Annotated in this window: 22 protein-coding genes and 1 pseudogene; 10 read left to right on the forward strand and 13 right to left on the reverse strand. The window is 73.9% G+C overall.

Features of this window, described 5'->3' with window-relative positions:
- Window positions 1-24: 24 nt before the first annotated feature.
- Both ACSMX9_RS16970 and ACSMX9_RS16975 read right to left on the reverse strand, forming a co-directional pair.
- A complete protein-coding gene (locus ACSMX9_RS16970; RefSeq protein ID WP_445394947.1) occupies window positions 25-2,463 on the reverse strand; it encodes an HAD-IC family P-type ATPase in 2,439 nt (812 codons plus the stop codon).
- Between the two features lie 108 nt (window positions 2,464-2,571).
- On the reverse strand, window positions 2,572-2,955 hold the full coding sequence (locus ACSMX9_RS16975; protein WP_445394948.1) for a DUF2530 domain-containing protein: 384 nt from the start codon (window positions 2,953-2,955) through the stop codon (window positions 2,572-2,574).
- Window positions 2,956-3,221: 266 nt separating this feature from the next.
- Between ACSMX9_RS16975 and ACSMX9_RS16980 the strand changes: the two genes are divergently transcribed.
- The 3 genes from ACSMX9_RS16980 (at window position 3,222) to ACSMX9_RS16990 (ending at window position 5,435) form a co-directional block, all read left to right on the forward strand.
- Entirely contained in the window at window positions 3,222-4,676 is a 1,455-nt protein-coding gene (locus ACSMX9_RS16980) for an NCS2 family permease (protein WP_445394949.1), read from the forward strand.
- Window positions 4,677-4,809: 133 nt separating this feature from the next.
- Window positions 4,810-5,019, forward strand: a complete 210-nt coding sequence (locus ACSMX9_RS16985) for a type II toxin-antitoxin system VapB family antitoxin (protein ID WP_445394950.1) — start codon at window positions 4,810-4,812, stop codon at window positions 5,017-5,019.
- Window positions 5,016-5,435 (forward strand): PIN domain nuclease, encoded by a 420-nt coding sequence (locus ACSMX9_RS16990; RefSeq protein ID WP_445394951.1) that lies wholly within the window; start codon window positions 5,016-5,018, stop codon window positions 5,433-5,435. Before ACSMX9_RS16985 ends, ACSMX9_RS16990 begins: the two co-directional genes overlap by 4 nt.
- Before the next feature lie 384 nt (window positions 5,436-5,819).
- On the opposite strand, the pseudogene ACSMX9_RS16995 reads toward ACSMX9_RS16990, so the two are convergent.
- A pseudogene (locus tag ACSMX9_RS16995) lies at window positions 5,820-5,990 on the reverse strand (ribbon-helix-helix protein, CopG family); the annotation flags it as partial.
- A 143-nt stretch (window positions 5,991-6,133) separates the two neighbouring features.
- On the opposite strand from ACSMX9_RS16995, the gene ACSMX9_RS17000 reads away from it, so the two are divergent.
- The 3 genes from ACSMX9_RS17000 to thpR are packed head-to-tail and all read left to right on the forward strand — an operon-like array spanning window position 6,134 to window position 8,618.
- Window positions 6,134-6,571, forward strand: a complete 438-nt coding sequence (locus ACSMX9_RS17000) for a MarR family winged helix-turn-helix transcriptional regulator (protein WP_351241448.1) — start codon at window positions 6,134-6,136, stop codon at window positions 6,569-6,571.
- Window positions 6,572-6,595: 24 nt separating this feature from the next.
- Window positions 6,596-7,990 (forward strand): MFS transporter, encoded by a 1,395-nt coding sequence (locus tag ACSMX9_RS17005; RefSeq protein ID WP_445394952.1) that lies wholly within the window; start codon window positions 6,596-6,598, stop codon window positions 7,988-7,990.
- A 49-nt stretch (window positions 7,991-8,039) separates the two neighbouring features.
- Window positions 8,040-8,618, forward strand: a complete 579-nt coding sequence (gene thpR, locus ACSMX9_RS17010) for an RNA 2',3'-cyclic phosphodiesterase (RefSeq protein WP_445394953.1) — start codon at window positions 8,040-8,042, stop codon at window positions 8,616-8,618.
- 167 nt (window positions 8,619-8,785) lie between these two features.
- Here thpR and ACSMX9_RS17015 read toward each other — a convergent pair whose 3' ends face one another.
- Complete coding sequence (locus ACSMX9_RS17015; RefSeq protein ID WP_445394954.1) at window positions 8,786-9,775, reverse strand: aldo/keto reductase; 990 nt, start codon at window positions 9,773-9,775, stop codon at window positions 8,786-8,788.
- 375 nt (window positions 9,776-10,150) lie between these two features.
- Here ACSMX9_RS17015 and ACSMX9_RS17020 point away from each other — a divergent pair, with 375 nt between their 5' ends.
- Window positions 10,151-11,128: a WD40 repeat domain-containing protein gene (locus tag ACSMX9_RS17020; RefSeq protein ID WP_351241440.1), complete on the forward strand. Its 978-nt coding sequence runs from the start codon at window positions 10,151-10,153 to the stop codon at window positions 11,126-11,128.
- Between the two features lie 15 nt (window positions 11,129-11,143).
- Here ACSMX9_RS17020 and ACSMX9_RS17025 read toward each other — a convergent pair whose 3' ends face one another.
- Window positions 11,144-11,980 (reverse strand): TetR/AcrR family transcriptional regulator, encoded by an 837-nt coding sequence (locus ACSMX9_RS17025; protein WP_445394955.1) that lies wholly within the window; start codon window positions 11,978-11,980, stop codon window positions 11,144-11,146.
- A gap of 129 nt (window positions 11,981-12,109) precedes the next feature.
- Between ACSMX9_RS17025 and ACSMX9_RS17030 the strand changes: the two genes are divergently transcribed.
- Both ACSMX9_RS17030 and ACSMX9_RS17035 read left to right on the forward strand, forming a co-directional pair.
- Window positions 12,110-13,117, forward strand: coding sequence for an ATP-binding cassette domain-containing protein (locus tag ACSMX9_RS17030; protein WP_445394956.1), 1,008 nt, complete (start codon window positions 12,110-12,112; stop codon window positions 13,115-13,117).
- Entirely contained in the window at window positions 13,114-13,992 is an 879-nt protein-coding gene (locus ACSMX9_RS17035) for an ABC transporter permease (protein WP_351241434.1), read from the forward strand. Before ACSMX9_RS17030 ends, ACSMX9_RS17035 begins: the two co-directional genes overlap by 4 nt.
- 80 nt (window positions 13,993-14,072) lie before the next feature.
- On the opposite strand, the gene serC is transcribed toward ACSMX9_RS17035, so the two are convergent.
- The 6 genes from serC to ACSMX9_RS17065 form a co-directional block, all read right to left on the reverse strand.
- The gene (serC, locus tag ACSMX9_RS17040; RefSeq protein ID WP_445394957.1) at window positions 14,073-15,191 is read right to left on the reverse strand and encodes a phosphoserine transaminase; all 1,119 of its coding nucleotides are present in this window, start codon (window positions 15,189-15,191) and stop codon (window positions 14,073-14,075) included.
- 98 nt (window positions 15,192-15,289) lie between these two features.
- The gene (locus ACSMX9_RS17045; RefSeq protein WP_445394958.1) at window positions 15,290-16,528 is read right to left on the reverse strand and encodes a cytochrome P450; all 1,239 of its coding nucleotides are present in this window, start codon (window positions 16,526-16,528) and stop codon (window positions 15,290-15,292) included.
- Complete coding sequence (locus tag ACSMX9_RS17050) at window positions 16,525-17,205, reverse strand: GTP-binding protein (protein WP_445394959.1); 681 nt, start codon at window positions 17,203-17,205, stop codon at window positions 16,525-16,527. The genes ACSMX9_RS17045 and ACSMX9_RS17050 overlap by 4 nt, the downstream gene beginning before the upstream one ends.
- Window positions 17,186-17,545 (reverse strand): DUF742 domain-containing protein, encoded by a 360-nt coding sequence (locus ACSMX9_RS17055; protein ID WP_366116145.1) that lies wholly within the window; start codon window positions 17,543-17,545, stop codon window positions 17,186-17,188. The genes ACSMX9_RS17050 and ACSMX9_RS17055 overlap by 20 nt, the downstream gene beginning before the upstream one ends.
- The gene (locus ACSMX9_RS17060; RefSeq protein ID WP_445403010.1) at window positions 17,542-18,021 is read right to left on the reverse strand and encodes a roadblock/LC7 domain-containing protein; all 480 of its coding nucleotides are present in this window, start codon (window positions 18,019-18,021) and stop codon (window positions 17,542-17,544) included. The genes ACSMX9_RS17055 and ACSMX9_RS17060 overlap by 4 nt, the downstream gene beginning before the upstream one ends.
- A gap of 119 nt (window positions 18,022-18,140) precedes the next feature.
- Window positions 18,141-20,033: an ATP-binding protein gene (locus tag ACSMX9_RS17065; protein WP_445394960.1), complete on the reverse strand. Its 1,893-nt coding sequence runs from the start codon at window positions 20,031-20,033 to the stop codon at window positions 18,141-18,143.
- A gap of 1,171 nt (window positions 20,034-21,204) precedes the next feature.
- On the opposite strand from ACSMX9_RS17065, the gene ACSMX9_RS17070 reads away from it, so the two are divergent.
- Window positions 21,205-24,099, forward strand: a complete 2,895-nt coding sequence (locus ACSMX9_RS17070) for an FAD-binding and (Fe-S)-binding domain-containing protein (protein WP_445394961.1) — start codon at window positions 21,205-21,207, stop codon at window positions 24,097-24,099.
- Here ACSMX9_RS17070 and ACSMX9_RS17075 read toward each other — a convergent pair.
- Both ACSMX9_RS17075 and ACSMX9_RS17080 read right to left on the reverse strand, forming a co-directional pair.
- Window positions 24,076-25,014, reverse strand: a complete 939-nt coding sequence (locus ACSMX9_RS17075; RefSeq protein ID WP_445394962.1) for a MerR family transcriptional regulator — start codon at window positions 25,012-25,014, stop codon at window positions 24,076-24,078. The genes ACSMX9_RS17070 and ACSMX9_RS17075 overlap by 24 nt on opposite strands.
- A 33-nt stretch (window positions 25,015-25,047) precedes the next feature.
- On the reverse strand, window positions 25,048-25,977 hold the full coding sequence (locus tag ACSMX9_RS17080) for a LysR family transcriptional regulator (protein WP_445394963.1): 930 nt from the start codon (window positions 25,975-25,977) through the stop codon (window positions 25,048-25,050).
- Between the last annotated feature and the right edge of the window lie 159 nt (window positions 25,978-26,136).

The following is a 26,136-nucleotide window of genomic DNA, read 5'->3' on the forward strand; positions in this document are numbered from 1 at the left end:
GCGCCGCCCCGCCCGCCCCGGGGCCTACGCGGGGAAGCGCACGTCCACCCAGCGCCAGGTCAGCTCCAGCACGGCGGCCGCGGCCGCCGCCACGCCGACCGCCGTCCACGGCATGAACACGCCCACCAGCTTCAGTGCGAAGAAGTGCTGGAGCCAGGGCACCACCAGCACCAGCACGAACCCGCCCGCCATCGCCGCCACCAGGGCGACCCGCCACCAGGTGTACGGACGCGCGATGATCACCAGCACCCAGAGCGAGACCAGGAACAGCGTGAGCGTCGCCGCACTGGTCTCGGCGTCCAGGGCGCCGGCGCCCGTGTAGTGGTGACGGGCCAACAGGTACGTCACGAAGGTGGCCGTCGCCGCGATGATCCCGCCCGGGACCGCGTAGCGCATCACCCGCCGGACGAAGTGCGGGCGGGCCCGTTCGGTGTTGGGGGCCAGGGCGAGGAAGAACGCGGGGACGCCGATGGTCAGGGTGGACAGCAGCGTCAGGTGCCGCGGCAGGAACGGGTACTCGACCTGGGAGACCACCACCAGGACCGCCAGCAGCACCGAGTACACGGTCTTCACCAGGAACAGGGTCGCCACCCGGGTGATGTTGCCGATGACCCGCCGGCCCTCGGCGACCACCGAGGGCAGGGTCGCGAAGCTGTTGTTCAACAGCACGATCTGCGCCACCGCCCGGGTCGCCTCCGAACCCGAACCCATCGCCACCCCGATGTCCGCGTCCTTGAGCGCCAGCACGTCGTTCACCCCGTCGCCGGTCATCGCCACGGTGTGCCCGCGGGACTGGAGCGCACCCACCATCTCCCGCTTCTGCTGCGGGGTCACCCGCCCGAACACGGTGCCCGCCTCCAGGGCCCCGGCCATCGCGTCCGGTTCGGTGGGCAGCGTCCGCGCGTCCACCGCCGCCTCGGCGCCGACCAGGCCCAGCTTCCCCGCCACCGCGCCGACCGAGACCGCGTTGTCCCCGGAAATGATCTTCGCCCGGACCCGTTGGGCGGCGAAGTAGCGCAGGGTGTCGGCGGCGTCCGGCCGCAGCCGTTGCTCCAGCACCACCAGGGCGACCGGCTGCACCCCCGCGGCCACCGCCGTGCCGTCGACGGCGTCCAGCACGTCCGGTCCCTCGGCGGACCGGGCGAGCAACAGCACCCGCATGCCCTGCCGGTTGAGCTCCTCCGTCGCCCCCAGCGCCGGATCGTCCGCCGCGAGCAGCACGTCCGGGGCGCCCAACAGCCAGGTGCTGGACTGGCCGTCCTCCTCGTCGAAGCTCGCCCCGCTGTACTTGCGGGCCGAGGAGAACGGCAGCGAACGGGTGCACCGCCATCCCGCGGGCACCGGATGGGCGTCGACCACGGCCTGGAGCGAGGCGTTGGGCCGCGGATCGGACTCGCCGAGCGCACCCAGCACCTTGGCCACGTACCCGGCCCGCTCCTCGTCGCCCTCGCCGCCGCCCAGGAGCCGCACCTCGGTGACGTCCATCCCGCCCTCGGTGAGGGTGCCCGTCTTGTCCAGGCAGACGGTGTCGACCCGGGCCAGCCCCTCGATCGCCGGCAACTCCTGCACCAGGCACTGCTTGCGGCCCAGCCGGATCACGCCGATCGCGAAGGCCACCGAGGTCAACAGGACCAGGCCCTCCGGAACCATGGGGACGATGCCGCCGACCGTGCGGGCGATCGAGTCCCGGAGGTCGTGGTGCTCGGCGACCAACTGGCTGATGACCAACCCGATCGCGGTCGGGACCATCATCCACGTCACGTACTTCAGGATGGTGGAGATCCCGGACCGCAGCTCGGAGTGGACCAGCGTGAACCGGGACGCCTCCTCGGCGAGTTGCACCGCGTACGCCTCCCGGCCGACCTTCGTCGCGGTGAACGCGCCGCCGCCCGCGACGACGAAGCTGCCGGAGAGCACCGGGTCCCCGGGCCGCTTCACCACCGGGTCGGCCTCCCCGGTGAGCAAGGACTCGTCGATCTCCAGCCCGTCCGCCTCGACGCAGGCCCCGTCCACCACGATCTTGTTGCCGGGCCCCACCTCGATCAGGTCGCCCAGTACGATCCCCGCGGTCGGCACCTCGACCGCGGCGCCGTCGCGCCGCACGGTGGGCCGCGCCTCGCCGATCACCGCGAGCGAGTCCAGGGTCCGTTTGGCCCGCAGCTCCTGGACGATGCCGATCCCGGTGTTGGCGAGGATGACGAACCCGAACAGGCTGTCCTGGATCGGTGCGACCACCAGCATGATCACCCACAGCACGCCGATGATCGCGTTGAAGCGGGTGAGGACGTTCGCCCGGACGATGTCGGTCGCCGATCGGCTGCTGCGCACCGGTACGTCGTTGACCTCGCCCCGGGCCACCCGTTCGGCGACCTCGGCCGCGGTCAGACCGATCGCCCGGGCGCCGCCCGGGAGCGGGACCGGGTGCACGGGGTCGAGCTCGGCGCCCGCATCGATGTGGGTCATGCCCCGACGGTACGGAACGACGTGGGTCCGCACCCGTCGAGAGCCGCGCGTCGCCCGGACGGTGACCCGTGGCGGCGGAGCGGCGGGCCCGTGGGGCCCGTGGGGGTGTCAGCCGGTGCGGTCGGCCGTTCCTCCGCTCCTGCCGTGCCCGCCGTTCTGCTCGCCCTCGTCGCCCTCGTCGCCCTCGTCGCCCTCGTCGTTCCGGGCGTTCCCGGTGGAGGGTTCGCCGGCGGCCGAGCGGGCCGCGTGCCGCTTGAGGGCGGCGTCCCGCTTGCGCACGTACCAGATGCCGATCAGGCCGAGGCCGCCGCCGGCGAGGCAGGTCCACAACCACCACAGGTGGCCGTGGTCGTCGAACCAGCCGTAGAAGGGGAGCTGCACCAGGAAGAGCGCGAACCACACGATCGTGCCACCGGTGATGGTGCCGACCACCGGGCCCTCCAAGGGCTCCGGAGCCTCGCGCTTGGGGGAACCCGCTGAAGGATCGGACATGGTGGTGAGTTTATCGAGGGCCCGGAGGGGGCCCGTCCGGCCCTCCGGGGGCGGGGCGGGCCGCGGCGGGCCGTGGCGGCGGGCTCCGGAGAACCGGGCCCGGCGCGCAGGGCGCCGGCTGGGCCCTCCGAGTGATCACCGCGAGGGGTCTACGCGCGGAGATAGCGTTCATTTGCATCATATGTTCATACTGAAACGTTCTCGATATGGCCCGTTTCCCTCGTAGGAACACACCAATTCCTGCGAGTCACCCCTTGAGGTCCCGTATGTCCCCCTCGGCCACCGACCAGGTCGACGCGGCCGGAGGTTCTCCGGCCCCCCAGCAGCCGTCCAACGGCCTCGACCGCTTCTTCCGGATCTCCGAGCGCGGCTCCAGCATCCCGCGCGAGATCCGCGGTGGCTTCGCCACCTTCTTCGCGATGGCCTACATCATCGTGCTGAACCCGATCATCCTCGGCAGCGCGAAGGACATGTACGGCAACCAGCTCGACAACGGGCAACTGGTCACCGCCACCGCGCTCACCGCCGCGTTCACCACCCTGCTCATGGGCGTCATCGGCAACGTGCCGATCGCGCTGGCCGCCGGTCTCGGCGTCAACACCGTCGTCGCCCTCCAGCTCGCGCCCCGCATGTCGTGGCCGGACGCCATGGGCATGGTCGTGCTGGCCGGCTTCGTGGTGATGCTGCTGGTCGCGACCGGGCTGCGGGAACGCGTCATGAGCGCCGTGCCGCTCGGGCTGCGCAAGGGCATCGCCATCGGCATCGGCCTGTTCATCATGCTGATCGGCCTGGTCGACGCCGGGTTCGTGTCCCGCATCCCGGACATCGCCGGCACCACCGTCCCGCTCCAGCTCGGCGGCGGCGGGCACCTCGACGGTTGGCCCGTGCTGGTCTTCGTGCTCGGCGTGCTGCTCACCCTGGTGCTGATCGTCCGCAAGGTGCCCGGAGCCATCCTCATCTCGATCATCACCATGACCGTCGTCGCCATGGTCATCGAGGCGGTCGCGAAGGTCCCGTCCTGGGGCCTGACCACCCCGAAGTGGCCCGGCAACCCGGTCTCCACCCCCGACTTCGGGCTGATCGGCGAGGTCAGCCTGTTCGGCGGCTTCGAGAAGGTCGGCATCCTCACCGGCGTCCTGTTCGTCTTCACCGTGCTGCTGTCGTGCTTCTTCGACGCGATGGGCACGATCATGGGCGTCGGCGACGAGGCCAAGCTGACCGACGCCCGGGGCAACTTCCCCGGCATCAACAAGGTGCTCTTCGTGGACGGCATCGCCGTCGCGGCCGGCGGTGCCACCTCCTCCTCGGCGACCACCTGCTTCGTGGAGTCCACGGCGGGCGTCGGCGAGGGCGCGCGCACCGGCCTCGCCAACGTCGTCACCGGCGGCCTGTTCGGCCTGGCCCTGTTCCTGACGCCGGTCGCCACGATGGTGCCGTCCCAGGCGGCCACCCCCGCCCTGCTCGCGGTCGGCTTCCTGATCCTGGCCGGCTCCGTCCGGGCCATCGACTGGGACGACTACACCATCGCGATCCCGGCGTTCGTGACCATGGTGATGATGCCCTTCACCTACTCGATCACCAACGGCATCGGCATGGGCTTCATCACCTTCACCGTGCTGAGGGTCGCCGCCGGTCGGGGTCGCGAGGTCCCCGCCGCGATGTACGCGGTCTCGGCGGTGTTCGCCTTCTACTACCTGATGCCGGCCCTCGGGCTCACCTGACGGGGACGGCGGCCGGGCCCGGGCGGCTACCGGGCCGCCCGGTTCTGGGGCCGAGCCCTGCGGGCTCTGTTTGATATCAAGGAGCGAGCCCTGTTGATATCATTCCTGGTATCCGAACCGAGGGGTGATGGCCATGGCGCGCACGGTGATCGATCTGGACGACGAACTCCTCGCGGAGGCGCAGCGCCTGTTCGGGACCCCCACCAAAGTGGCCACGGTGAACGCCGCGCTGTGGGAAGCGGTGAAGCTCGCGCGACGGATAGAACTCGCCGACGCCATCGCCAACGGTGAGTTCGACCTCCTCGGCGACGAGGGTCGGGTGGACGGGTCGGCGGTGGCGTGAGCCGCGAGCACTACCTGATCGACAAGTCGGCGCTGGCGCGTTGGGGGAAGCCCGCGGTGCGGCCGGTCCTCGACGACCTTTCGCAGCGGGCGCTCCTCGCGGTGAGCGCCGCCGTCGAGATGGAGGTCGTGTACAGCGCCCGAAGCGCGGCGGAAGCCGACCGGTTGGGTCACCTCCTGCGGGGCTTCGACTACCTGCCCTGCACGGACGAGGTCTGGGACCGGGCCAAGGAGATCCAGCGTCGCGCTCTCTTCCGGGGGAATCACCGTGCCCTGTCCATGGCCGACGTGCTGATCGCCGCGACCGCCGAACGCCACGGCGTCACGGTCCTGCACTACGACGGCGACTACGACATGATCGCCGCGATCACCGGGCAGCCGACGCGCTGGGTGGTTCGCGCCGGCACCGCGGACTGATCCGGGGAGCCGCCCGTCCGCGTCGGCCCTCGGGCGCACGGGGCCGGGGCGGTCGCTGCGGCTCACCGCCGTTCGGTGCGGCGGCCGGCGGGGTCCGGGCGGCTACGGGGCCGCCGCCGTGGCGCCACCCGCCCCGCCCGCCGTCCGGGCGGGAGCCGGGGCGAGGGGTCCCGTGCCCGTGCCGGTGACGGTCGAGCCCGTCGCCCGCGGGGTGCTGCCGGGCGGGGTGCCGGGGCGGGCCGTGCCCGGGGTTCCGGTCGGCCCGGCCGAAGGGACGGGACCGGAACCGGGGCCGGACGGGGCGGCGGAGGCGTCCGCGGGCCGGCGGTCCGTGGGGGCGGTGCCGGCCGGGGGGAGGGCGCGCGGGGCGGGGGCGGCGCCGGCGTAGAACCGGTCGGTCTCCTCGACCGCCGCGTGGAACCGTTCGTCGAAGTCGTCGCGCACCAGCGTCCGGATCACGTAGTCCTGCACGCTCATGCCGCGCTTCGCGGCGTGGCCGCGGAGCCGGTCCAACAGCTGACCGTCTATCCGTAGGCTCAACACATGTGTCCCCATGTACACGAGGGTCCGGCGCGAGGCGGTAGGTTGTATCACTTTCCGGCGGTCGCTCACCCGTACGGGTGATGGGCGGCGGGCGTGTCGCAGGTCACGGTTTCCCGGCTGGTATTTAGAAAGGGTAATGAGTTACTCTAAGGAACATGCCTGACCTCACCCATGGCGACGACGCGGCAGCGGTGAACGCCCTGCGCTCGGCGGTCATGCGACTGTCCCGCCGGCTCAAACACCAGCGGGTCGACGAGTCGCTCAGCCCGACGGAGATGTCGGTGCTCGGCACTCTCGCCCGCTGTGGCTCAGCCACCCCCGGCGAGCTGGCGCGCAAGGAGCACGTGCAGCCGCCGTCGATGACCCGCATCGTCGCACTCCTGGAAGCAAAGGGCCTGGTCAGGCTGGAGCCACACCCCGACGACCGCCGCCAGAAGGTGGTCACCCAGACCGAGCGGGCCGAAGCCATGCTCGAAGAGAGCCGCCGGCGCCGCAACGCCTGGCTGGCCGGTCTGGTCGAGGGCCTGGACGAGGACGAGCGCGCGAAGCTGCGCGCCGCCGCCCCCGTGCTGGAGAAGCTCGCACACCTGTAAGCCAGAGCCGAGGAGGCGAACTCTTTGAGTACGGGACCCGGAGCAGAATCCGCCCCCGCACCACGACCCGACCACCAGCGCCCCGACCCCGCGGGGTCCACGGGGGCCACCCCCACAGGGTCCACGGAGCGTCCCGACCGCGGACGCCGCGGCACCTTCTCCTCCCTGCACATACGCAACTACCGACTGTTCTGGACCGCCGCCCTGGTCGCCAACATCGGCGTCTGGATGGCCCGGATCACCCAGGACTGGCTGGTCCTCAGCCTCACCGGCTCCTCGACCGCGGTCGGCATCACCACGGCGATGCAGTTCCTGCCGATGCTCCTGTTCGGGCTCTACGGCGGCGTCATCGCCGACCGCTTCCCCAAGCGGACCCTCCTCTTCCTCACCCAGGGCGCCATGGGTCTCGGTGGGCTCTTCCTCGCCGTCCTCACCCTGAGCGGACACGTCCAGGTGTGGCACGTGTACGCGACCGCGCTGTTCACCGGAATGGTGACCGTCGTGGACAACCCGACCCGACAGTCCTTCGTCTCCGAGATGGTCGGCCCCGGCCAGGTGCGCAACGCGGTCAGCCTGAACTCCGCCAACTTCCAGTCCGCCCGGCTCGTCGGCCCCGCCGTCGCGGGCGGCCTGACCGCCGCGGTCGGCCCCGGCTGGGCCTTCCTCGCCAACGGCCTGCTGTTCCTCGCCCCGATCGTCGGGCTCGCGCTGATGCGCACCGCCGAACTGCACCCCACCCCGCGCCGCCCCCGCGGCAAGGGCGAACTCCGGGAGGGACTGGCCTACGTGTCCAGCCGCCCGGAGCTGATCTGGCCGATCGTCCTTATCGGATTCATCGGCACCTTCGGCTTCAACTTCCCGATCTGGCTCAGCGCCTACGCCCATGACGTCTACGACGGCGGCTCGGGCATGTACGGCCTGTTCAACACGCTCATGGCCGCCGGTTCGCTGACCGGTGCGCTGCTCGCGGCCCGACGCTCCAGCACCCGGCTGCGGATGCTCGTCGCGGCGGCCGTCGTCTTCGGCGTCCTCCAGATCGTGACCGCCTACTCCCCGACGCTCTGGACGTTCCTGCTGCTGCTCGTGCCGATCAGCATGCTCGGCCTGACCGTGAACGTCACTGCCAACTCGTTCGTCCAACTCGCCACCGACCCCGAGATGCGGGGCCGGGTGATGAGCCTCTACATGATGGTCTTCGTCGGCGGCACCCCGCTGGGCGGGCCGCTGTTCGGCTGGCTCACCGACGCCTACGGCGTGCGGATCAGCTTCGCCCTCGGCGGACTCGTCTGCGCCGTGTCCGCCCTGTTCGTCGGGTTGATGCTGGCCCGGGCCGCCGGGCTGCGGCTCCAGGTCGACCTGCGGCGCGGCCACCAGCACGTGCGGTTCGTGCCCCGCCGCCGGGAACTGGTCGCCGCCTGATCGCCCGCACCACCCCGTCCGGCCGACGGCCGGCGGGGACACTGGGCCCATGAGACTCTACGCCGGGGTGCTGCCCCCGCCGTCCGTCGCCGGGGAGCTCGGCCGGGCGGTCGACGCGCTGCGGGACCTGCCCGGCCACGACGCGCTGCGCTGGACGGGCCGGCCCGGCTGGCACCTCACCCTCGCCTTCTACGGCGAGGTGCCGGACGGGGCGGTGCCCGAGCTGACCCGGCGACTGGCCCGGGCCGCCCACCGCACGGAACCCTTCGCCCTCTCCCTGGCCGGCTCCGGAACCTTCGGCGGGCGCACCCTGTGGGCCGGGTTGCGCGGTGACACCCCGACCCTGCGGCTGCTGGCCGACCGGGCGGAGGCCGCGGCCCGCCGCGCCGGGCTGGCGACGGGGGAGCACCGCCGCCACCGTCCGCACCTGACGCTGGCCCGCACCCGGGACACCGGCCCCACCGTGGACCTCGGGCCGTACGCCGAGGCCCTCGCCGACTTCGTCGGCGCCCGGTGGACGGTCGAGGAGTTGGCCCTGGTCCGCAGCAACCTACCGACCGGCGGGGTGCCCGGGGCCCGGCCCCGCTACGAGACGGTCGCCGCGCTTCCGCTCCGCCCGGCCGGTTAGGCTCGACGGCGTGAACCCGAAGACCCGCAACCGGATCATGGCCGGTGTACTCGTCGTGATGTTCCTCGTCGTCGCCGTCGCCTCGGCGTTCGGCGGGTAGCCGCGCCCGCCGGCCCGGTCCGCCCGCGGGAACCCCGCGCGGACGGACCTCACCCTTCGTCCCGCGCCTACCAGGCGAAGGCTTCCGGGGACGGGCCGGGCCCCGGGAACAGGGTCTCCAGCTCCGTCAGCACCTCCTCCGGGATCGTCAGGGCCGCCGCGCGCAGCGCCGAGTCGAGTTGCTCGGCGGTGCGTGGGCCGACGATCGGGCCGGTGACCCCGGGCCGGGTCAGCAGCCAGGCGAGCGCCACCTCGCCGGGCTCCAGCCCGTGCCGGGCCAGCAGGTCCTCGTAGGCGCCGATCCGCGTCCGCACCGCCGGGTCCTCCAGCGCCAGGGCGGAGGTGCCGCGGGCCCGCCGCTCGCCCTGCTCCTCCTTGCGCAGTACTCCGCCGAGCAGCCCGCCGTGCAGCGGGGACCAGGGAATCACCCCGAGCCCGTACTCCCGGGCCGCCGGCAGCACCTCCATCTCGGCCCGCCGTTCGAACAGGTTGTAGAGGCACTGTTCGCTCACCAGCCCCAGCCGGCCGTGCCGGGCGGCGGTCTCGTTGGCCTGGGCGATCTTGTAGCCGGGGAAGTTGGACGAACCGGCGTACAGCACCTTGCCCTTGGCCACCAGGACGTCGATCGCCTGCCAGATCTCCTCGAACGGGGTGTTCCGGTCGACGTGGTGGAACTGGTAGAGGTCGATGTGGTCGGTCCGCAGGCGCTGGAGGCTGGCGTCGACCGCACGGCGGATGTTCAGCGCCGACAGCCGGTCGTGGTTGGGCCACTCCCGGGCGCCCGGGCCGCCCATGCCGCCGTAGACCTTGGTCGCCAGGACCACCTTGTCGCGGCGCCCGCCGCCCCCGGCCAACCAGTCGCCGATGATCGTCTCGGTGCGCCCCCGGGGGTCGCGGCCGTAGGTGTTGGCGGTGTCGAAGAAGTTGACGCCCGCGTCCAGCGCGGCGTCCATGAGGGCGTGACTGGTCGCCTCGTCCGTGTGCGGACCGAAGTTCATCGTCCCGAGGACGATCCTGCTGACCTTGAGGCCGGTGCGTCCGAGCTGCGTGTACTCCATGATCCCAGCCAACGGGGTGGGGGAGCGGTGTGCAAGGGCATTCCGCGTCGGCGCGGGCGCGGGTCGACCGGGGGCTGCCCCCTCCGGTCGTCGCGGGGTGCGTCGTTGAGCGGTCGCCGCGGGGAACTGCGCTTGATGGCCGGCCGGTTGTGCGCCTCCCCGCGGCTGGTGTCCTGGGTCGCGGAGAGCCGGCGGGTGCGGTCGGCGGTGCGGTCCGGACCCGGGCGACTGACCCGGCCGGTCCCGCGCCGTGCAAGGGCACACGGCCGTCGACGAGGGGCGCAGGGGGCGCGGGTTCGGGGGTCGGGGGTACGTGGGGGCATTCCCGGACGGTGGCCCGGACGGGCGGTGCCCGGGGGTGGCACCCTTGGGGGCATGCGTTCGCTTCCGTCGGTGGCCGGTGCCGCCTGCCTCGCCGTCCTGACCGCCGCGTTCACCGTCGCGCCCGCGTCCGCCGCCGGGGACCCCGGGGCGGAAGGGTTCACCATCGAGGATCCGCGGATCAAGGAGTCCAGCGGTCTGGTCGCCTCCCGGGTGCACCCCGGGATCTACTGGACGCACAACGACAGCGACGACGGCGCGTTCCTGTACGCGGTGGACGCCCGCAGCGGCAAGACCGTGGCCCGGCTCACGCTGACCGGGGTGGGCCGCCCCCGGGACGTGGAGGCGATCTCGATGGGGCCGGACGGGGACCTGTACGTCGGGGACATCGGGGACAACCTCGGCGGCACCTGGAACCACGTGTGGATCTACCGGCTGCCCGAGCCGAAGAAGCTGGTGGACCGGACGGTCAAGGCCGTCCAGTACGTGGTGAAGTACGCCGACGGGGCGCGGGACGCCGAGGCGCTGATGGTGCATCCGAAGACCGGGCGGGTCTACATCGCGGACAAGAAGCAGGACGGCAACGGTTCCCTGTACGTGGGTCCGGAGAAGCTCTCCCCGTCCGGGACCAACGTCTTCCGACGGGTCGGGCCGATCGACCTCTGGGTGACCGACGGGGCGTTCTCCCCGGACGGCGAACACCTGGCCCTGCGCGGCTACTTCGGCGGGGTCCACTACGCCTGGAAGAAGGGCAAGCCCAAGCGCGTCGACCAGTTGCGGGTGCCGCTCCAGCGGCAGGGCGAGTCCCTCGCCTGGACCCCGGACGGCAAGACGCTGCTGTACGGCTCGGAGGGGCTGGCCAGCGACGTGGAGCCGCGCGAGGCGCCCGGCGGTGCGGCGGCGGAGGCCGGCAAGGGCGGCACGGCCGCGGCCGGTGACGGGAAGGACGGCGGGGGGATCAGCACCGGCTTCGTGCTGCTGGCCCTCGGCGTGCTCGCGTTCTTCGGGGTGCGGCGGGCGCGGCGGGGCTGAGGCTCCGGGGCGGGGTCAGCCCGTCGCGGTGGCGTCCTCGGCCGGCCGGAGCGTCGGGGGACAGGCGTGGGGTCGCACGGTCGGGGCCTCGTCCCCGCCCGTCCGGCGCCGTTCGACCAGGACGGCCAAGCCCTCCAGGAGGCACTGGAGGCCGAACTCGAAGTGGTCGAAGGCGGAGCCGAAGGTGTCCTCGGCGAGGGAGGCCATCACCGGGTAGCGCCCGCTGGCGATGACGCCTTCCAGGTAGGGCGTCTGGGCGGCCCAGAACTCGCTGTCGGTCAGTCCGCTGCGCTGCTCCGCCTCGACCTCGTGGACGTTGGTGCGGGCGACGCCGGACACGTACCCGTCGACCATGATGACCACGGACAGCAGCTCGGGGTCGGTCAGTCCCATGGTGCGGATGCGGCCCAGGGTGGCTTCCATGCTGTCGAGGGTGCCGGGGCCGAGCACCGGGCGGGCCTGGTTGACCTGGAGCAGCCAGGGGTGCCGCTGGTAGACGGCGAGGGTGCCGCGGGCCAGGTCCTCGACGGCCGTCCGCCAGTCCCCGTTGTCGACGGCGGGCCCGCCGGCCTCCTCGGGGCCCTGCACCCGGTCCAGCATCAGGTCGAGGAGTTCGGCCTTGCTGGGGATGTAGCGGTACAGGGACATGGTGCCGGTGCCCAGTTCGGTGGAGAGCCGGCGCATGGAGACGGCGTCCAGGCCCTCGGCGTCCGCGATCCGGATCGCCGCCTGCACGATGCGGTCGACGGTGAGGGTCGGCTTGGGGCCGCGGCTCGGCCTGCGGTCGGGCTCCCAGAGCAGTTCGAGGGTGCGCTGGATGTCGCCGCTGCCGCTGGACTCGGTGCTCTCCATGGAGCGCAGTTTAAACCGTCGGGAATAAAACTGGGTACAGCGTACCCGTCATGAGGTACGCTGTACCCAGTTAATGGCCGCGGGTGCCTCCGCGGCACCGATCGAACGGCACCACACGGGGTGGAATCGATGAGTACGCATGCGGTGCGGGCCGAAGGGCTCCAGAAGAGGTACGGGGAGAAGCACGCCCTCGCCGGCTTCGACCTCGAAGTGCGCCCGGGGACCGTGCACGGTCTGCTCGGCCCCAACGGCGCGGGCAAGACCACGGCCGTGCGCATCCTGTCCACCCTGGTCGCCCTGGACGGCGGCCGGGCCACGGTGGCCGGGATCGACGTGCGCCAGGACCCGCGGGCGGTCCGCGCCCGAATCGGGCTCACCGGCCAGTACGCGGCGGTGGACGAAGTGCTGACGGGACGGCAGAACCTGGAGATGTTCGGCCGGCTCTTCCACCTCGGCGGGCGGGGCGCCCGCCGCCGGGCCACCGAACTGCTGGAGCGGTTCGACCTGGCGGAGGCGGCCGACCGGGGCGTCGGCAAGTACAGCGGCGGGATGCGCCGGCGGCTGGACCTGGCCGCCTCGATGATCCTCACCCCCGACGTCCTCTTCCTCGACGAGCCCACCACCGGACTCGACCCGCGCAGCCGGGGCGAGGTGTGGGACTCGGTGCGCCGGCTGGTCTCGGACGGCACCACGGTCCTGCTCACCACCCAGTACCTGGAGGAGGCCGACAAGCTGGCCTCCCGGATCACCGTCATCGACCGGGGCCGGGCCATCGCCGACGACACCCCGGACGGGCTGAAGGACACCGTGGGCGGGGACCGCATCGAGGTCGTCGTCGCCGAGCCGGCGCAGCTCGCCCACGCGGCGGGGGTGGTGGCCCGGGTCAGCGCGGGCGAGCCCGAGACCGACCCGAACGAGCGACGGGTGCACGCCCCCGTCGTCGACCGGGTGGCCGCCCTCACCGAGGTGGCCCGCACCCTCCAGGACGACGGCGTCCAGGTCGAGGACATCGGACTGCGCCGCCCCAGCCTGGACGACGTGTTCCTGCGCCTCACCGGACAGCGCGCGGAGGAGCCCCAAGCCGCGGCCGATCCCGCGCACCGCACCGACGACCCGAAGGGAACGGCCCGCCGATGACGGGGACGACCATCACCGAGAAGCCCGCCGCGACCGCCGGCGCGTCCTCCCCGTCGGGGGGCGGGGAGGACGACCGGCCGCAGCACGGCCGGCTCTACTGGGCCCTCGCGGACTGCTGGAACATCGTCCGCCGCGGCCTGACCCACTACCAGCGCCAGCCGGTGAACATCGCCTGGCAGCTCGGCTTCCCTATCCTCTCGGTGTTGCTGTACGGGTACGTGTTCGGCAGCGCCATGACGGTGCCGGGCGGCGGCGACTACCGGGACTTCCTGATGCCCGGCATGTTCGCCATGACGATGGCCTTCGGCTTCATCAACACGGCCACCGTCGTCGTCTATGACGCGACCAAGGGCGTCATCGACCGCTTCCGCTCCATGCCGATGGCCCCCTCCGCGGTGGTCTCCGGCCGGGGCGTCACCGATCTGATCGTGGCCTGCGCGGAACTGACCATCCTGATGCTCACCGCGCTCGCCATGGGTTGGCGCCCGGACGGCGGGGTCGGCGGTGCGCTCGGCGCCTTCGGGCTCCTGCTGCTGCTCCGCTTCTGCCTGATCTGGGTGGGCGTGCTGCTGGGGCTGATGGTGCCCAACCCGGAGGCCGCGGGCGGCCTCTTCGCGGTCGCCTTCCCGCTGACGATGATCTCCAGCATCTTCGTCGCGCCCCAGCTCATGCCGGACTGGCTCGGACACGTGGCCGCCTGGAACCCGATCTCCTCCACCGTCGCGGCCTCCCGTGAACTCTTCGGCACGCCCGTCGGGGCCGGAGACTCCTGGATCGAGCAGAACGCGGTGCTGATGGCGGTCGTCTGGCCGCTGGTGCTGACGGCGGTCTTCCTTCCGCTGGCGGTGCGGCGCTTCCAGCGGCTCAGCCGCTGACCCGCCGGCCGCGGCGGACGGCACGACGAAGGGGGCGGGCGCCCGGCCGGGCGCCCGCCCCCTGGTGGTCCGTCAGACGGTCAGAGCTGCTCGATGACGTAGTCGATGCACTGCGTCAGCGCCTCGACGTCCGCCGGGTCGATGGCCGGGAACATCGCCACCCGCAGCTGGTTGCGGCCCAGCTTGCGGTACGGCTCGGTGTCCACGATGCCGTTGGCGCGCAGCGCCTTGGCCACCGCGGAGGCGTCCACCTCGTCCGCGAAGTCGATGGTGCCGATCACGGCCGAGCGCTGCGCCGGGTCGGCCACGAACGGGTCGGCGTACTTGCTGGCCTCGGCCCAGCCGTACAGGTTCCGGGCGGAGGTCGCGGTGCGCCGCACCGCCCAGTCCAGACCGCCCTGGCCGTTGATCCAGTCCAGCTGCTCGGCGAGCAGGAACAGGGTGGCCAGCGCCGGGGTGTTGTACGTCTGGTTCTTGCGCGAGTTGTCGATCGCGGTCGGCAGCGAGAAGAACTCGGGGATGTGCCGGCCGGAGGCGTGGATGCGCTCGGCGCGCTCGATCGCGGCCGGGGAGAACACCCCGAGCCAGAGTCCGCCGTCCGCGGCGAAGGACTTCTGCGGGGCGAAGTAGTAGACGTCCGTCTCGCTGACGTCCACCGGCAGGCCGCCCGCGCCGGAGGTCGCGTCGACCAGCACCAGCGCGCCCTCGTCGGCGCCCTCGACCCGCTTCAGCGGCATCGCGACGCCGGTCGAGGTCTCGTTGTGGGTGTACGCGTACACGTCCACGCCGGCCTCGGCGACCGGCAGCGGGTGGGTGCCCGGCTCGGCGGTGACCAGGGACGGGTCCTGGAGCCAGGGCGCCAGCTTGGCGGCCTTGGCGAACTTCGAGGAGAACTCGCCGAAGGCGAGGTGCTGGGAGCGGGACTCGATGAGCCCGTGGGTCGCGATGTCCCAGAACGCGGTGGAGCCGCCGTTGCCCAGGATCACCTCGTATCCCTCGGGCAGGTCGAAGAGTCGGGACACGCCGTCCCGGACCCGGCCCACCAGGTCCTTGACCGGAGCCTGGCGGTGGGAGGTGCCGAGGAGTGACGTGCCGGTGGCGGCCAGGGCGTCCAGCGCCTCCGTCCGCACCTTGGAGGGGCCCGCGCCGAAACGGCCGTCCGCGGGCTTGATGTCAGCGGGAATCTGGATCTCAGCCACGTACGGAGCCTAGCCCTTCGCCGGACGCCCCCGAACGGGGTGTCCGGCCGCTGAGACGAACGCGCCGGATCTCGGACACAAGGGAAGCGGGGGGTCCGTCATCGGCGGGCGCCGAGCGCTGCCGCCGGGGTGAACCGCACGGGGAGCGAGGCCACCCCGCGCAGCCACGGCGAGGGCCGCCGGGCCAGCTCCTCGGGCGCCACCGCGAGATCCAGGTCCGGCAGCCGGTCCAGGACCACCTCGATCCCGGCCCGGGTCACCACCTCGGCGATCTCCCGCGCCGGGAACGGACAGCGGTGCTCGCCGTGCCCGAACGAGAAGAAGGCGTTGTTCCCGCCGGTCAGCGCGGTCCGGTCGATCCGCACCTCCGGGTCGGAGTTGGCCGCGGCCAAGCCCAGCACCACCAGGTCCCCGGCCCGGATGTGCCGCTCCCCGAGCACCGTGTCCCGGGAGGCCCAGCGGCCGGCCACGTTCTGCGCCGGCGGGTCCTCCCACAGCACCTCGTTCATCGCCTCGACCACGCTGCGCCGCCCGCCGGAGAGCGAGGCCGCGAACCGGTGGTCGGTCAGCATCAGCCGCAGCGAGTTGCCGATCCAGTCGCTGGTCGGGCGGTGCCCGGCGAGCAGCATCAAGGTCAGGTCCCGGGCGATCTCCTCCTCCGGCAGCCCGGCCGGGTCCGCCAGCATCCGGGTCGTCACGTCGTCCTGCGGGGCCCGGCCGCGTTCCACCACCAGCTCGACCACCGCCGCGGACAGCCGGCGCCGGCCCTCCACCGCGCCCTCCCCGCCGCCCGCCACCGCCTCCAGGGCCGACTGCAACTCCGGGGCCAGCCCGGGCGGGAAGCCGAGCAGCCAGGCGAGTACCCGGACCGGCAGCGGCACCGCGTACTGCCCGATCACCTCGGCCCGCCCCCGGGCGCAGAACCCGTCGACCAGCTCATCGGCGAAACGTTCCGCCTGCTCTCTCAGCCGGAACGGGTCCTCCGCGGCCAGGGCGTGCGCGATCACCGCCGCCCGGGCGGTGTGCTGCGGTCCGGTGGTGTGCAGTACCGGCGGCGCGCCCCGTCCGGTGTGCGGCGGCAGCGGCCAGCCGTCCGGAACCGTGCCGGGCCGGTTCCACAGCGCCGGGTCCCGGCTGAACAACTCGGCGTCGGCCGTCACCTGGTGCAGCTCGCGGTACCCGAGGACCAGCCAGGCCGGCACCCCGTCGTCCAGCACCACGGGTGCCACCGGGCCGTGGGTGCGGCGCAGCTCGTGGTGGAGCGCCGTCGTGGCGCCGGGCCCGCGCAACAGGCTCAGCGGCACCGGTGCGACCGCCTCGGGGCCGGTCGCGGTCATGCGTCCCCGCCCGGTCGGCGGGCGGCGGCGGTCAGGTACTCGACCAGGGTGATCAGCACCCGGGCCGCGGACTCCCGGGACCGTGCGTCGCAGTCGATCACCGGCACCTCCGGGTCCAGGGCCAGCGCCTCGCGGAGTTCGCGGGGGGTGTACGGGGGCCCGCCGAAGTCGTTGCGGGCCACGATGAAGGGCACCCCGGTCTGTTCCAGCCGGTCCACGGCGTACCAGCAGTCGTCCACCCGTCGGGTGTCCACCAGCACCACCGCGCCCAGCGCCCCGGCGAAGAGCTGGTCCCACAGGAACCAGAACCGGGGCTGGCCCGGCGCGCCGAAGAGGTACAGCACGTGGCGCGGGCCGAGCGTGATGCGGCCGAAGTCGAAGGCGACCGTCGTCTCCGACTTGCCCTTCACCCCGGCGGTGTCGTCCACCGCCTCGCCGGCGCGGGACAGCGTCTCCTCCGTGTTCAACGGGCGGATCTCGCTCACCGAGCGGACCAGGGTGGTCTTGCCCACGCCGAAGCCGCCGACCACCACGATCTTGAGCCCGGTCTCCGCGGTCGGTTGCAGGGCCGGCCGGCCCGCGGGCCCGTCGTCCTGCCAGAAGGAGCGGCCCGCGGGGACGCCGAGGGGGCCGGGCGTGCCCGGTGGCCAGGGTCCTTCAGAGTCTTCGGAGGCCATTGAGCACCTGTTCCAGGAGTTCGGTATCGGGAAAGCCCTCCCGCGGGCGCGCCGGACGCGGGTGCCGGGCGCTGATCCGGCCCGCGGAGAGCAGGTCGGAGAGCAGCACCCGGGTGATGCTCACCGGCAGCCGGAGGTCCGCCGCGACCTCCACGACCGCCGTGGGGAGCCGGCACATGCGCAGGATCGCCGCGTGCTCCGACTGCATCCCGGGGCGCGGCTCGGACTCCGCGACGATCAGCGTCACCAGGTCGAGGGGGGTGTCCGTCGACGACCGGCTGCGTCCGCCGGTGAGGGTGTAGAGCCGGTCCGGCACCTCGTCCCGGCCGGGTCGGCTCACGTGCCGGGGGTGGGGTGCGCTCCCTTGGGGGCGCCGTCCGCCGTGTCGTCCGCCGCACGGGCCTGGGCCGTCAGATGGGCGCCGAGTTGGTCGACCAGTTCGCTCATGTGGTGGCCGACGAGGCCGGCGTCCGCGTCCTCGTCGGCGACGACGGCGATGTGGGCGCCCTGGCCGGCCTCCACGATGAACAGCACACCGCCGTGGAACTCGGCCATCGCGGAGCGCACGCCGCCCTTGCCGTTGCCGAACTCCACGGAGGCGCCGTGGGACAGCGAGTGGATGCCGGCCGCGATCGCCGCCAACTGGTCGGCCTGGTCGACGGAGAGTTCGGGGGTGCGGCACAGCTTGAGGCCGTCGCGGGAGAGCACCAGGGCGTGCCGGGCGCCGGGGGTGCGGGCGAGCAGGCCCTCCAGCAGCCAGGCGAACGAGTCGTCGACGGTGCCGGTGGCGTCCGGGGAGGCGGGGCGCAGGTCCATGTCCGCGTGGTAGGTGGCCATCGGGTAGGCCGCGTCGAACGCGTGGAGCGTCCCCGCTCCGGTCTGTCCGGTCTGCTGCGCCGGGCCGGCGGGGGCGGCGGTGTGTGAGCGGGCGGTGGTCATGAGGTGGGCTCACCTTCCTGCTGGAGCGGTTCGACGGCCGGTTCGGCCTGGGCGGAGGCCGGGGGAGCGGTGCGGACGGCCGCCCGGAAGTTGCTGAACCGCGCCGTGCGGGCGGCGACTTCCGCGGGGTCGAGGGGGGCGGAGACGGCGTAGGGGTCGCCGCCGGCGCGCCGGGGGTCGGTGTCGGCGAGGGTGCGGCCCCGGGCCCGGCGCGGGAGCCGGCCGGTCGGCGGGGTCGCGCCGCGCACCGGCAGGGCGGCCGGTGCGGTGCGGGCCGCGGCGGCCTGGGACGGCCGGCCGTGGGACGGCACCGGGTCGGGGTCGAGGCCGTCCTCCGCGTCCGGCCGGGCGGCGGCGTACGAGAAGGACAGCGGGTGCGGGTCGGCCGCGGGGACGACGGAGGACGTCGTGCCGGGCCGGGCGTCCTCGGTGGCGGGGTCACCGGCCGCCGGGGCGGGACGCGCGTGCTCCGGGTCGGCGGCGAGCACCGGCTCGGCTTCGGTCTCGGGCAGGCCCGAGTAGCGCGAGGGTGCGGCGTCGGGGCCGGTCAGCAGGGACCGGGGGATCATCAGGACCACGCCGGTGCCGCCGCGCGAGGAGGGGCGGAACGACACCTTCAGTCCGTGCTTGAGGGCGAGCCGGCCCACCACGGCGAGTCCGAGCCGGGTGCCGGAGAGCCCGCCGAGCGCGGTGCACTCGCCGGACACGGACCGCTCCGCACGGTGCAGTTGGAGCTCGCTCATCACCAGCCCGCTGTCCTCGACGGAGACGACGACCCCGGCCGGCACCTCCTCCACGTACACGTGGACCTCGGAGGTCGGCGAGGAGAAGTTGGCGGCGTTGTCGAGGAGTTCGGCGAGGGCGTGCATCACGCCCTCGGCGGCGTGGCCGGCGACGGCGACCTGGCTGGTGGAGTGCACCCGGATCCGCCGGTAGGCGCTGATGCGGCCCATCGCGCCGCGCAGGATGGACTCCATGACGATGGGTCGGGACCAACGCCGCCCGGAGCGCGAGCCGGTGAGCAGCGCCATCGAGTCGGCGATCCGACCGGCCTGCGCGGTGCGGTGGTCGAGGTGCAGCAGGTCGGCGAGGACGTTCTCGTCGGCGTGCTGGTCCTCCATGCGGCGCAGGTCGGCCAGGGTGCCGGTGGCCAGGGCCTGGAGCCGCCCGGCGGCGTTGGCGCAGGCGGACAGGGTGGCGGCGCGGTCGATGGCGGCGTGGTCGGCGGCCTCGGCCAGCCGGGCGTTGTCGACGGAGAGCCGTTCGCAGACGGCGCCCAACCGGTCGCGTTCCCGAGTGAGTTCCTCGGCGGCCCGCTCCCGTTCGTCGGCCAGCTTCTCGGTGAGGGAGGCGTTCTGGGCGAGGGCGCGGGCGGTCTCGGCCCGCGCCGCGGCGAGCCGCTCCCGCAGCAACCGGGCGGTGTGCAGGGTCCGGTGGGTGACGGCGACGGTGACGGAGAGCAGCAGGGCGCCGGCCGCGGCGCCGCCGAGGGCCACGGTGTTCCGGACCTCGGGGGGCGCGGCCAGGGCGGTGGCGAGCGTGGCGCCGCCGGAGAGCAGCAGGGTGAGCAGTCCCGCGAGGGCGGAACGCATCGGGCCGGGGGCGCTCGGGGCCGGGGCCGTGCCGGTGCGGGTGCGGGGGGCGGTCGCCGGGGCGGGCCGGGACGGCTCGTGCACGGTGGTGCCCTGGACGGGGCGGGTGGTGCGCAGTTCGGCGGCGGAGAGGGGGGTGGGGGTGGCGAACGCCGGCGGGGGGGACGCCGGGGCGGGGGTCGCGGGCGGAGCGGACGCCTGCGGGGTGGGAAGGGCCGCCGTCTGACGGACCTTCGCCCGCTTGGACGCGGGTATGCGGCGTCCCGCGGGGTGCGCGTGCGGTAGGGGCGCGGTCATCAATCGTGTCCTCGGGTCATGTCCTCGGGTGGCGAGTCCACGGTGGCTGGGTGCGGGTGCGGGTGTCGGGGGGCTGGTGGGTGGGAGGGGGCAGGGCCTCCGCCCCGCGGGGTGTCCGCGGTGGGGACCGTCACGGGGTGTCCGTCACGGGCGCGGGTCGCTCCCCGGGGGGCCCGAGGGTGCCCGGCCCCGGGTGGTGGGCTGCGTCGAAACGGCCGACCGATGGGTCGAAGTGCTTCTCCGTACGGACAGGAAACACCCGCCGTTCAACTTGTCGTCACTATAGGAGAGTTCCTGATCGGTTTGGGAACATCCCGCAGCGGAATTCCTGGCTTTCCGTACCGTCGCGCTAAGCAATTGGTCTGAACCACACAGCGGCCCTGTGGGGTTCTCGTGTCATTCGCTCGGGACCGGGTGAGGGGAAGGCGGCGCCGGGGTAAGGAGATGCGCCGAGCAATTCCACACCGTTCGCAGGCGGTAACCCACGGGTGCGACGGCTTCCCTGGTCCCCCGCCCCGTCCGGCCCGTTTTCCCAGCCCATTCCGTTGCTCCGGAGCAGGCGGGGGGCCGCCTTCGCGCATCCGACCCGCCGACGTCCCCGCCGCATTCGTTTCCCACGGCAACCGGTCTCCCTTCCGTTTGCCGTGCCGCCCCTGCGCGGCCCCGCCCGGCGGTGCCGCCGCCCGGGGCATACCGACCGCCTCGTATACGGCGATCGGATTCACCGACCGGACCCGGCCCGGGCGATCCGGCTACGCACATGGCGGCGGCCGGCCGGCTCCGATTCACGAGTTCCGGCGCCCCGGCCGGTGCGCCCCGTCGCACGGCACCGCGGACTTGACGGTGCAGGTCCGGGCCTCGATCCCGGGCTTCCCGGTGTCCCCGTGCCGGCGGTCGCGCGCGGGGTTCTTCTCGTTTTCCGCGTTCTTCTCGTTTTCCTTCGCGGTCCGATTCGTCGCCCTCTCGCCCGTCGGAATTCCCTTTCGATGCTTTGGCCGTTTTTATCGCTCCCGGATCTCCTGGAATCCGGGCCGGATTCGCCGGAATCGCCCGCCCCGCAGGTTCTCTCGCCCGCGTCGACGGGCGCGTTCGGCCCGTTCCCCGGGGTTCCCCGACCCGCTCCGGGGCGGGGCTTCCGCCCCCGTCCGCCCGCGCGCGGGATGCTGGGGGGATGACGGACCACGGGACCGACACCGAACCGGAGGGCCTCCGGGCCGCGTTGCGGGCGGAGGTGGCCGGAGAAGTCGACTTCGGGCCCACCGCCCGCGCCCTGACCACCATGGACGCCTCCAACTACCGACGGGTGCCGCTGGCGGTGGTGGCCCCGCGGGACGCGGACGACGTCCTCGCCGCCCTCACCGTCTGCCGGGACCACGGGGTGCCCGTCCTCGCCCGCGGCGGCGGCACCTCGATCGCCGGCCAGGCCACCGGCACCGGGGTGGTCCTCGACTTCACCCGTCACCTCGACCGGGTCCTGGACCTGGACCCCGAGGCCCGGACGGCGACCGTGCAGCCCGGCCTCGTCCTCGACCGGCTCCAGGAGGCCGCCGCCCCGCACGGGCTGCGCTTCGGCCCCGACCCCTCCACCCACGGCCGGTGCACCATCGGCGGCATGGTGGGCAACAACGCCTGCGGAGCCCACTCGGTGGCCTGGGGCACCACCGCCGACAACGTCGCCTCGCTCACCGCAGCCCTCTGCGTCGGTGACCACGGCCCCGCCCTCACCCGACTCGGCCGCGACTGGACCGGGGCCCCCGCGGCGCTCCGCCCGCTGGTGGAATCCGAACTCGCCCTGCTGCGCACCGGCTTCCCCGACCTCCCGCGCCGGATCTCCGGCTACGCCCTGGACGCCCTGCTGCCCGAGCGGGGCGCCGACGTGGCACGGGCGTTCTGCGGCTCCGAAGGCACCCTCGGCCTGCTCACCGAGGTCACCGTGAAACTGGTGGAGACCCCGCCCGCGCGGGCCCTCGCCGTGCTCGGCCACGTCGACGAGTCGGCGGCGGCGGACGCCGCCCCCGGCCTGCTGGCGCACCGGCCGCTGACCGTCGAGGGCATGGCCGTCGACCTGGTGCCCCCGGGCGTTCTGGACGCCCTGCCCCGGGGCACGGCCTGGCTGTTCGTGGAGACCGGCGGGGCGAGCCCGGCCGAGGCCCGGGCGGCTGCCGAACGGATCGTCCGCTCCGCGGACGCCCTCGACGCCCGGGTGGTCACCGACCCGGCCGCCCAGCGGGCCCTGTGGCGGATCCGGGAGGACGCGGCCGGCACCGCCACCCGGATGCCGGACGGCTCCGAGGCGTGGCCCGGTTGGGAGGACTGCGCGGTTCCCCCGGCCCGACTCGGCGCCTATCTGCGGGAGTTCCGCGCCCTGCTCGCCGCGCACGGCCTGCACGGCACCCCCTACGGGCACTTCGGCGACGGCTGTGTGCACGCACGGATCGACTTCGACCTGCTCACCGCCCCCGGCATCGCCCGGTTCCGCGCCTTCTCCGAAGAGTTGGCGGACCTGGTGGTCGCCCACGGCGGTTCGCTCTCCGGGGAGCACGGCGACGGCACCGCCCGGGCCGAGTTGCTGCCCCGGATGTACGGCCCCGAACTCGTCGGGCTCTTCGCGCGGGTGAAAGCCGCCTGGGACCCACAGGGACTGTTGAACCCCGGGGTACTCGTCCGGCCGGCGCGGCTGGACGAAGGGTTGCGGTTCGCCGTGCTGCCCCGGCGGCCGGTGCCGGTGGAGTTCGGCTACCCGCAGGACGGCGGGGACTTCACCGCGGCGGTGCGCCGCTGCGTCGGCGTCGCCAAGTGCCGCACCACCGCGCCCGGCCCGGACGTGATGTGCCCCTCCTTCCGGGCCACCGGAGAGGAGGAACACTCCACCCGGGGCCGGGCCCGGCTGCTCCACGAGATGCTGGCCGGCACCACCGGCGCCCCCGACGCCGTCATCACCGGCGGCTGGCGCGCCCCCGAGGTGCGGGACGCCCTCGACCTCTGCCTCTCCTGCAAGGGGTGCCGCTCGGACTGCCCGGTCGGCGTCGACATGGCCACCTACAAGGCGGAGTTCCTCCACCACCACTACGCGGGACGGCTCCGCCCGGCCTCCCACTACGCCCTGGGCCGGCTGCCGCGCTGGCTCCGGCTGGCCGCGGCCACCCGCACCGCACCGTTGCTGAACGCCCTGGCCGCCCGGGAGCCGCTGGCCGCCCTCGGCAAGCGGCTGGCCGGCATCGACCCGCGCCGGGACCTCCCGCCGCTCGCCCCCGAACCCTTCACCCGCTGGTTCGCCCGGCGGACCCCGCCCGGCCCCCGGTTCCTGTCGGCCGGTCAGACCACCGTGGTGTGGCCGGACACCTTCACCGAGCACCTGGCCCCCGAGGTCGGCCGGGCCGCCGTCCGGGTGCTGGAGGCGGCGGGACAGCAGGTCCTGTTGCCCGGCACCGGGGTGTGCTGCGGGCTGACCTACGTCACCACCGGCCAACTCGACCGGGCCCGCCGGGTGATGACCCGCACCCTCGACCTGCTGGACCGGACCGGCGGCCCGGACCAGCCGGTGACCGTCCTGGAACCGAGCTGCGCCGCCACTCTCCGCACCGACCTGCCCGAGCTCCTGTCGAAGGACCCCCGCGCCCACCGGCTGGCGGCCTCGGTGCGCACCTTCGCCGAGACGCTGGAGGCGCAGCTGCCCCACTGGCGTCCGCCCCGGCTGGACCGGCCGGTAGTCGGCCAGACCCACTGCCACCAGCACGCGGTCCTCGGCGACGCGGCCGACCAGCGGGTCCGGGACGCCGCCGGCCTGAGCGGGCGACTGAGCGGCGGCTGCTGCGGACTGGCCGGCAACTTCGGCTTCGAGAAGGGTCACTTCGAGGTGTCGCGGCGCTGCGCCGAGGAACAGCTGCTGCCCTCGGTGCGGGCGGCCCCGCCGGGCGCCCTGGTCCTCGCGGACGGCTACTCCTGCCGCACCCAGCTCGCCCAACTCGGCGGGGTCCGGGGTCGCCACCTGGCCGAAGCGCTGGCGGACGGCCTGCCCGGGGAGGAGGGCGCCGGGACGGGGTCAGCCGGCCGTGCGGACCCGTAGTGCGGCGACGGTCCAGTCGATCACCGGAGCCGTGCACCGGGGCGGCTGCCAGCCGTTGATCAGGGCCAGCAGCCGGAAGTACCGGCCCTTGCGCGGATCGCGCATCCCGTCGAGCCGGTCCAGCAGCCACCGCCGCAGGGCCCGGTCGTCGGGGCGGTCGTGGAGGAGCGCGCAGCGGGCGGTGAACTCCGCGACCACCGGATCGGCCCGCGACGATCCGGGGTCGGTGCCGGCCGCGAGGGCGGGCCCCACGACCAGCCGGGCCAGGCCGATCGTGCCCGGCCGCGGCGGGGCGCCGGCATCGGCGGGCAGCTCGGCCAGATGGGTGTGGACGAGGTGCCGCAGATCGGCCCGGAACTCCGGATCGAGGGTCAGCCCGGCCAGCTCCACCCAGGCGGCGAGTTGCTCCTCCGTGGGGTCGTCGGGGAGGTCGGGGGTCAGGGTGCGCCGTGGTCCGGCGTGCCGGGCGGGGTCGCCGAGGCCGTCGAAGACCTCGTGCAGGAAGTCGTCGACCAGACGTCGGCGTTCGACCGCGGTCAGGGTGGCCGACCGGTGCATGCGTGCCATCTCCCCGGGGATGGTTCCGTGCGCGGCGACGACGCCCAACACGGCCCGCCGCAGCCGCAGGACGTCGATCTGGACGTCCAGCGCGGCGAGGTGCTCCGCGGCGACCTCGCCGAGGGTGCGCTCCCGTGCCGTGACCCGACGGATCACGTCGAGGCCGATGCCGAGTTCCCGTAGCGTGCGCACCAGGGCGAGCCGGGCCACGGCGTCCGGTCCGTAGCGCCGGTAGCCGGCGGGGGTGCGGTCCACGGGCGTGACGAGGCCGCGGTCGGAGTAGTAGCGGACGGTCTTGACCGTCAGCCCGGTGCGCCGGGCCAGCTCACCGATCGAGTAGGGAGTGCCGCCGTTCATGGCCCCACTCTGGGATCTCCCCCGGCGGGAGACTCAAGCGCCCCCGTCCCCGCCCTCCGTCAGCACCGTGCGGACCAGGGCCAACAGGGCGTGGAGCGCGGGGCCGTCGGTGCCGGTGCGCCAGGCCAGCAGCACCGGCACCGGGGGCGCGTCGGCCAGCGGCACGTAGACGACGCCCTGGTGCGGGTGCATCCGGGCGGTGGCGGTCGCCGAGACGCCCACCGCCCGGTCGGCGGCGATGGCGTTCAGCCAGTCGTCGGTGTTGGCGACCTTGACCACCGAGACCGGGCGGATCGCGGCGGGCCACAGCTCCAGGGAGGTCAGCCCGGAGACGGTGTTCAGGGCGATGGTGCGGTCCGACAGGTCGGCCAGCCGCAGGTCCGCCCGGTCGGCCAGCGGCCCGTCCGAGGGGACCGCGGCGACCTGCCCCTCCTCGTACAGCCGCACCGACTCCAGCCCGGGCGCCGGCAGCGGTCCGCGCAGGAACGCCGCGTCGACCAGCCCCCGGGTCAGCCCCGCGGTCCGGTCGTCGATGCGCAGCAGCTCCAGCGGGGTGTCCGGGTGCGCGGCGCGCCAGCGGCGCAGCAGGGGCGTGGTGTACGGGCCCAGCGCCGACCAGGGGTGGCCGATCCGCAGCGGGCGGGGCGCCCCGCGGCCGGTGGCGAGGGCGTCCTCGAAGGCGGTGACGGCGGCCCGGGCCCGGTCCCGGAAGGCGTGGCCCTCGGGGGTCAGGGCGAGGTGGTGGGTGGAGCGGTCCACCAGCCGGACGCCGAGCGCGCCCTCCAGGGCGGCGAGGGTCCGGGACACGGCCGGCTGGGTGAGCCGCAGCCGGATCGCCGCCCGAGTGAAGCTGCCCTCCTCGGCGACGGCGAGGAAGCAGCGCAGATGACGGATCTCCAGGGTGCGCAGGCTGCCGGTGCCGGTGCCGGCCGGGCGGGGCCGATGGCCGCTGTCAGCGCTCATGTCTGTGAAGCATAGGCGCGGTCCGATCGGCATTTCACGGGCGCGCACGGGGCGTTTAGCGTGGTGGGGAGGGCCGAGGGCCCGCCCCGGGGCGGGCACCGGCTCGGGGGCAGGGCCCGTGCGCCGGCGCAGTGCTCCGGGGTGTTCGGGGTCGAGGTG

This window comes from Streptomyces sp. LE64 (genome assembly GCF_052606915.1).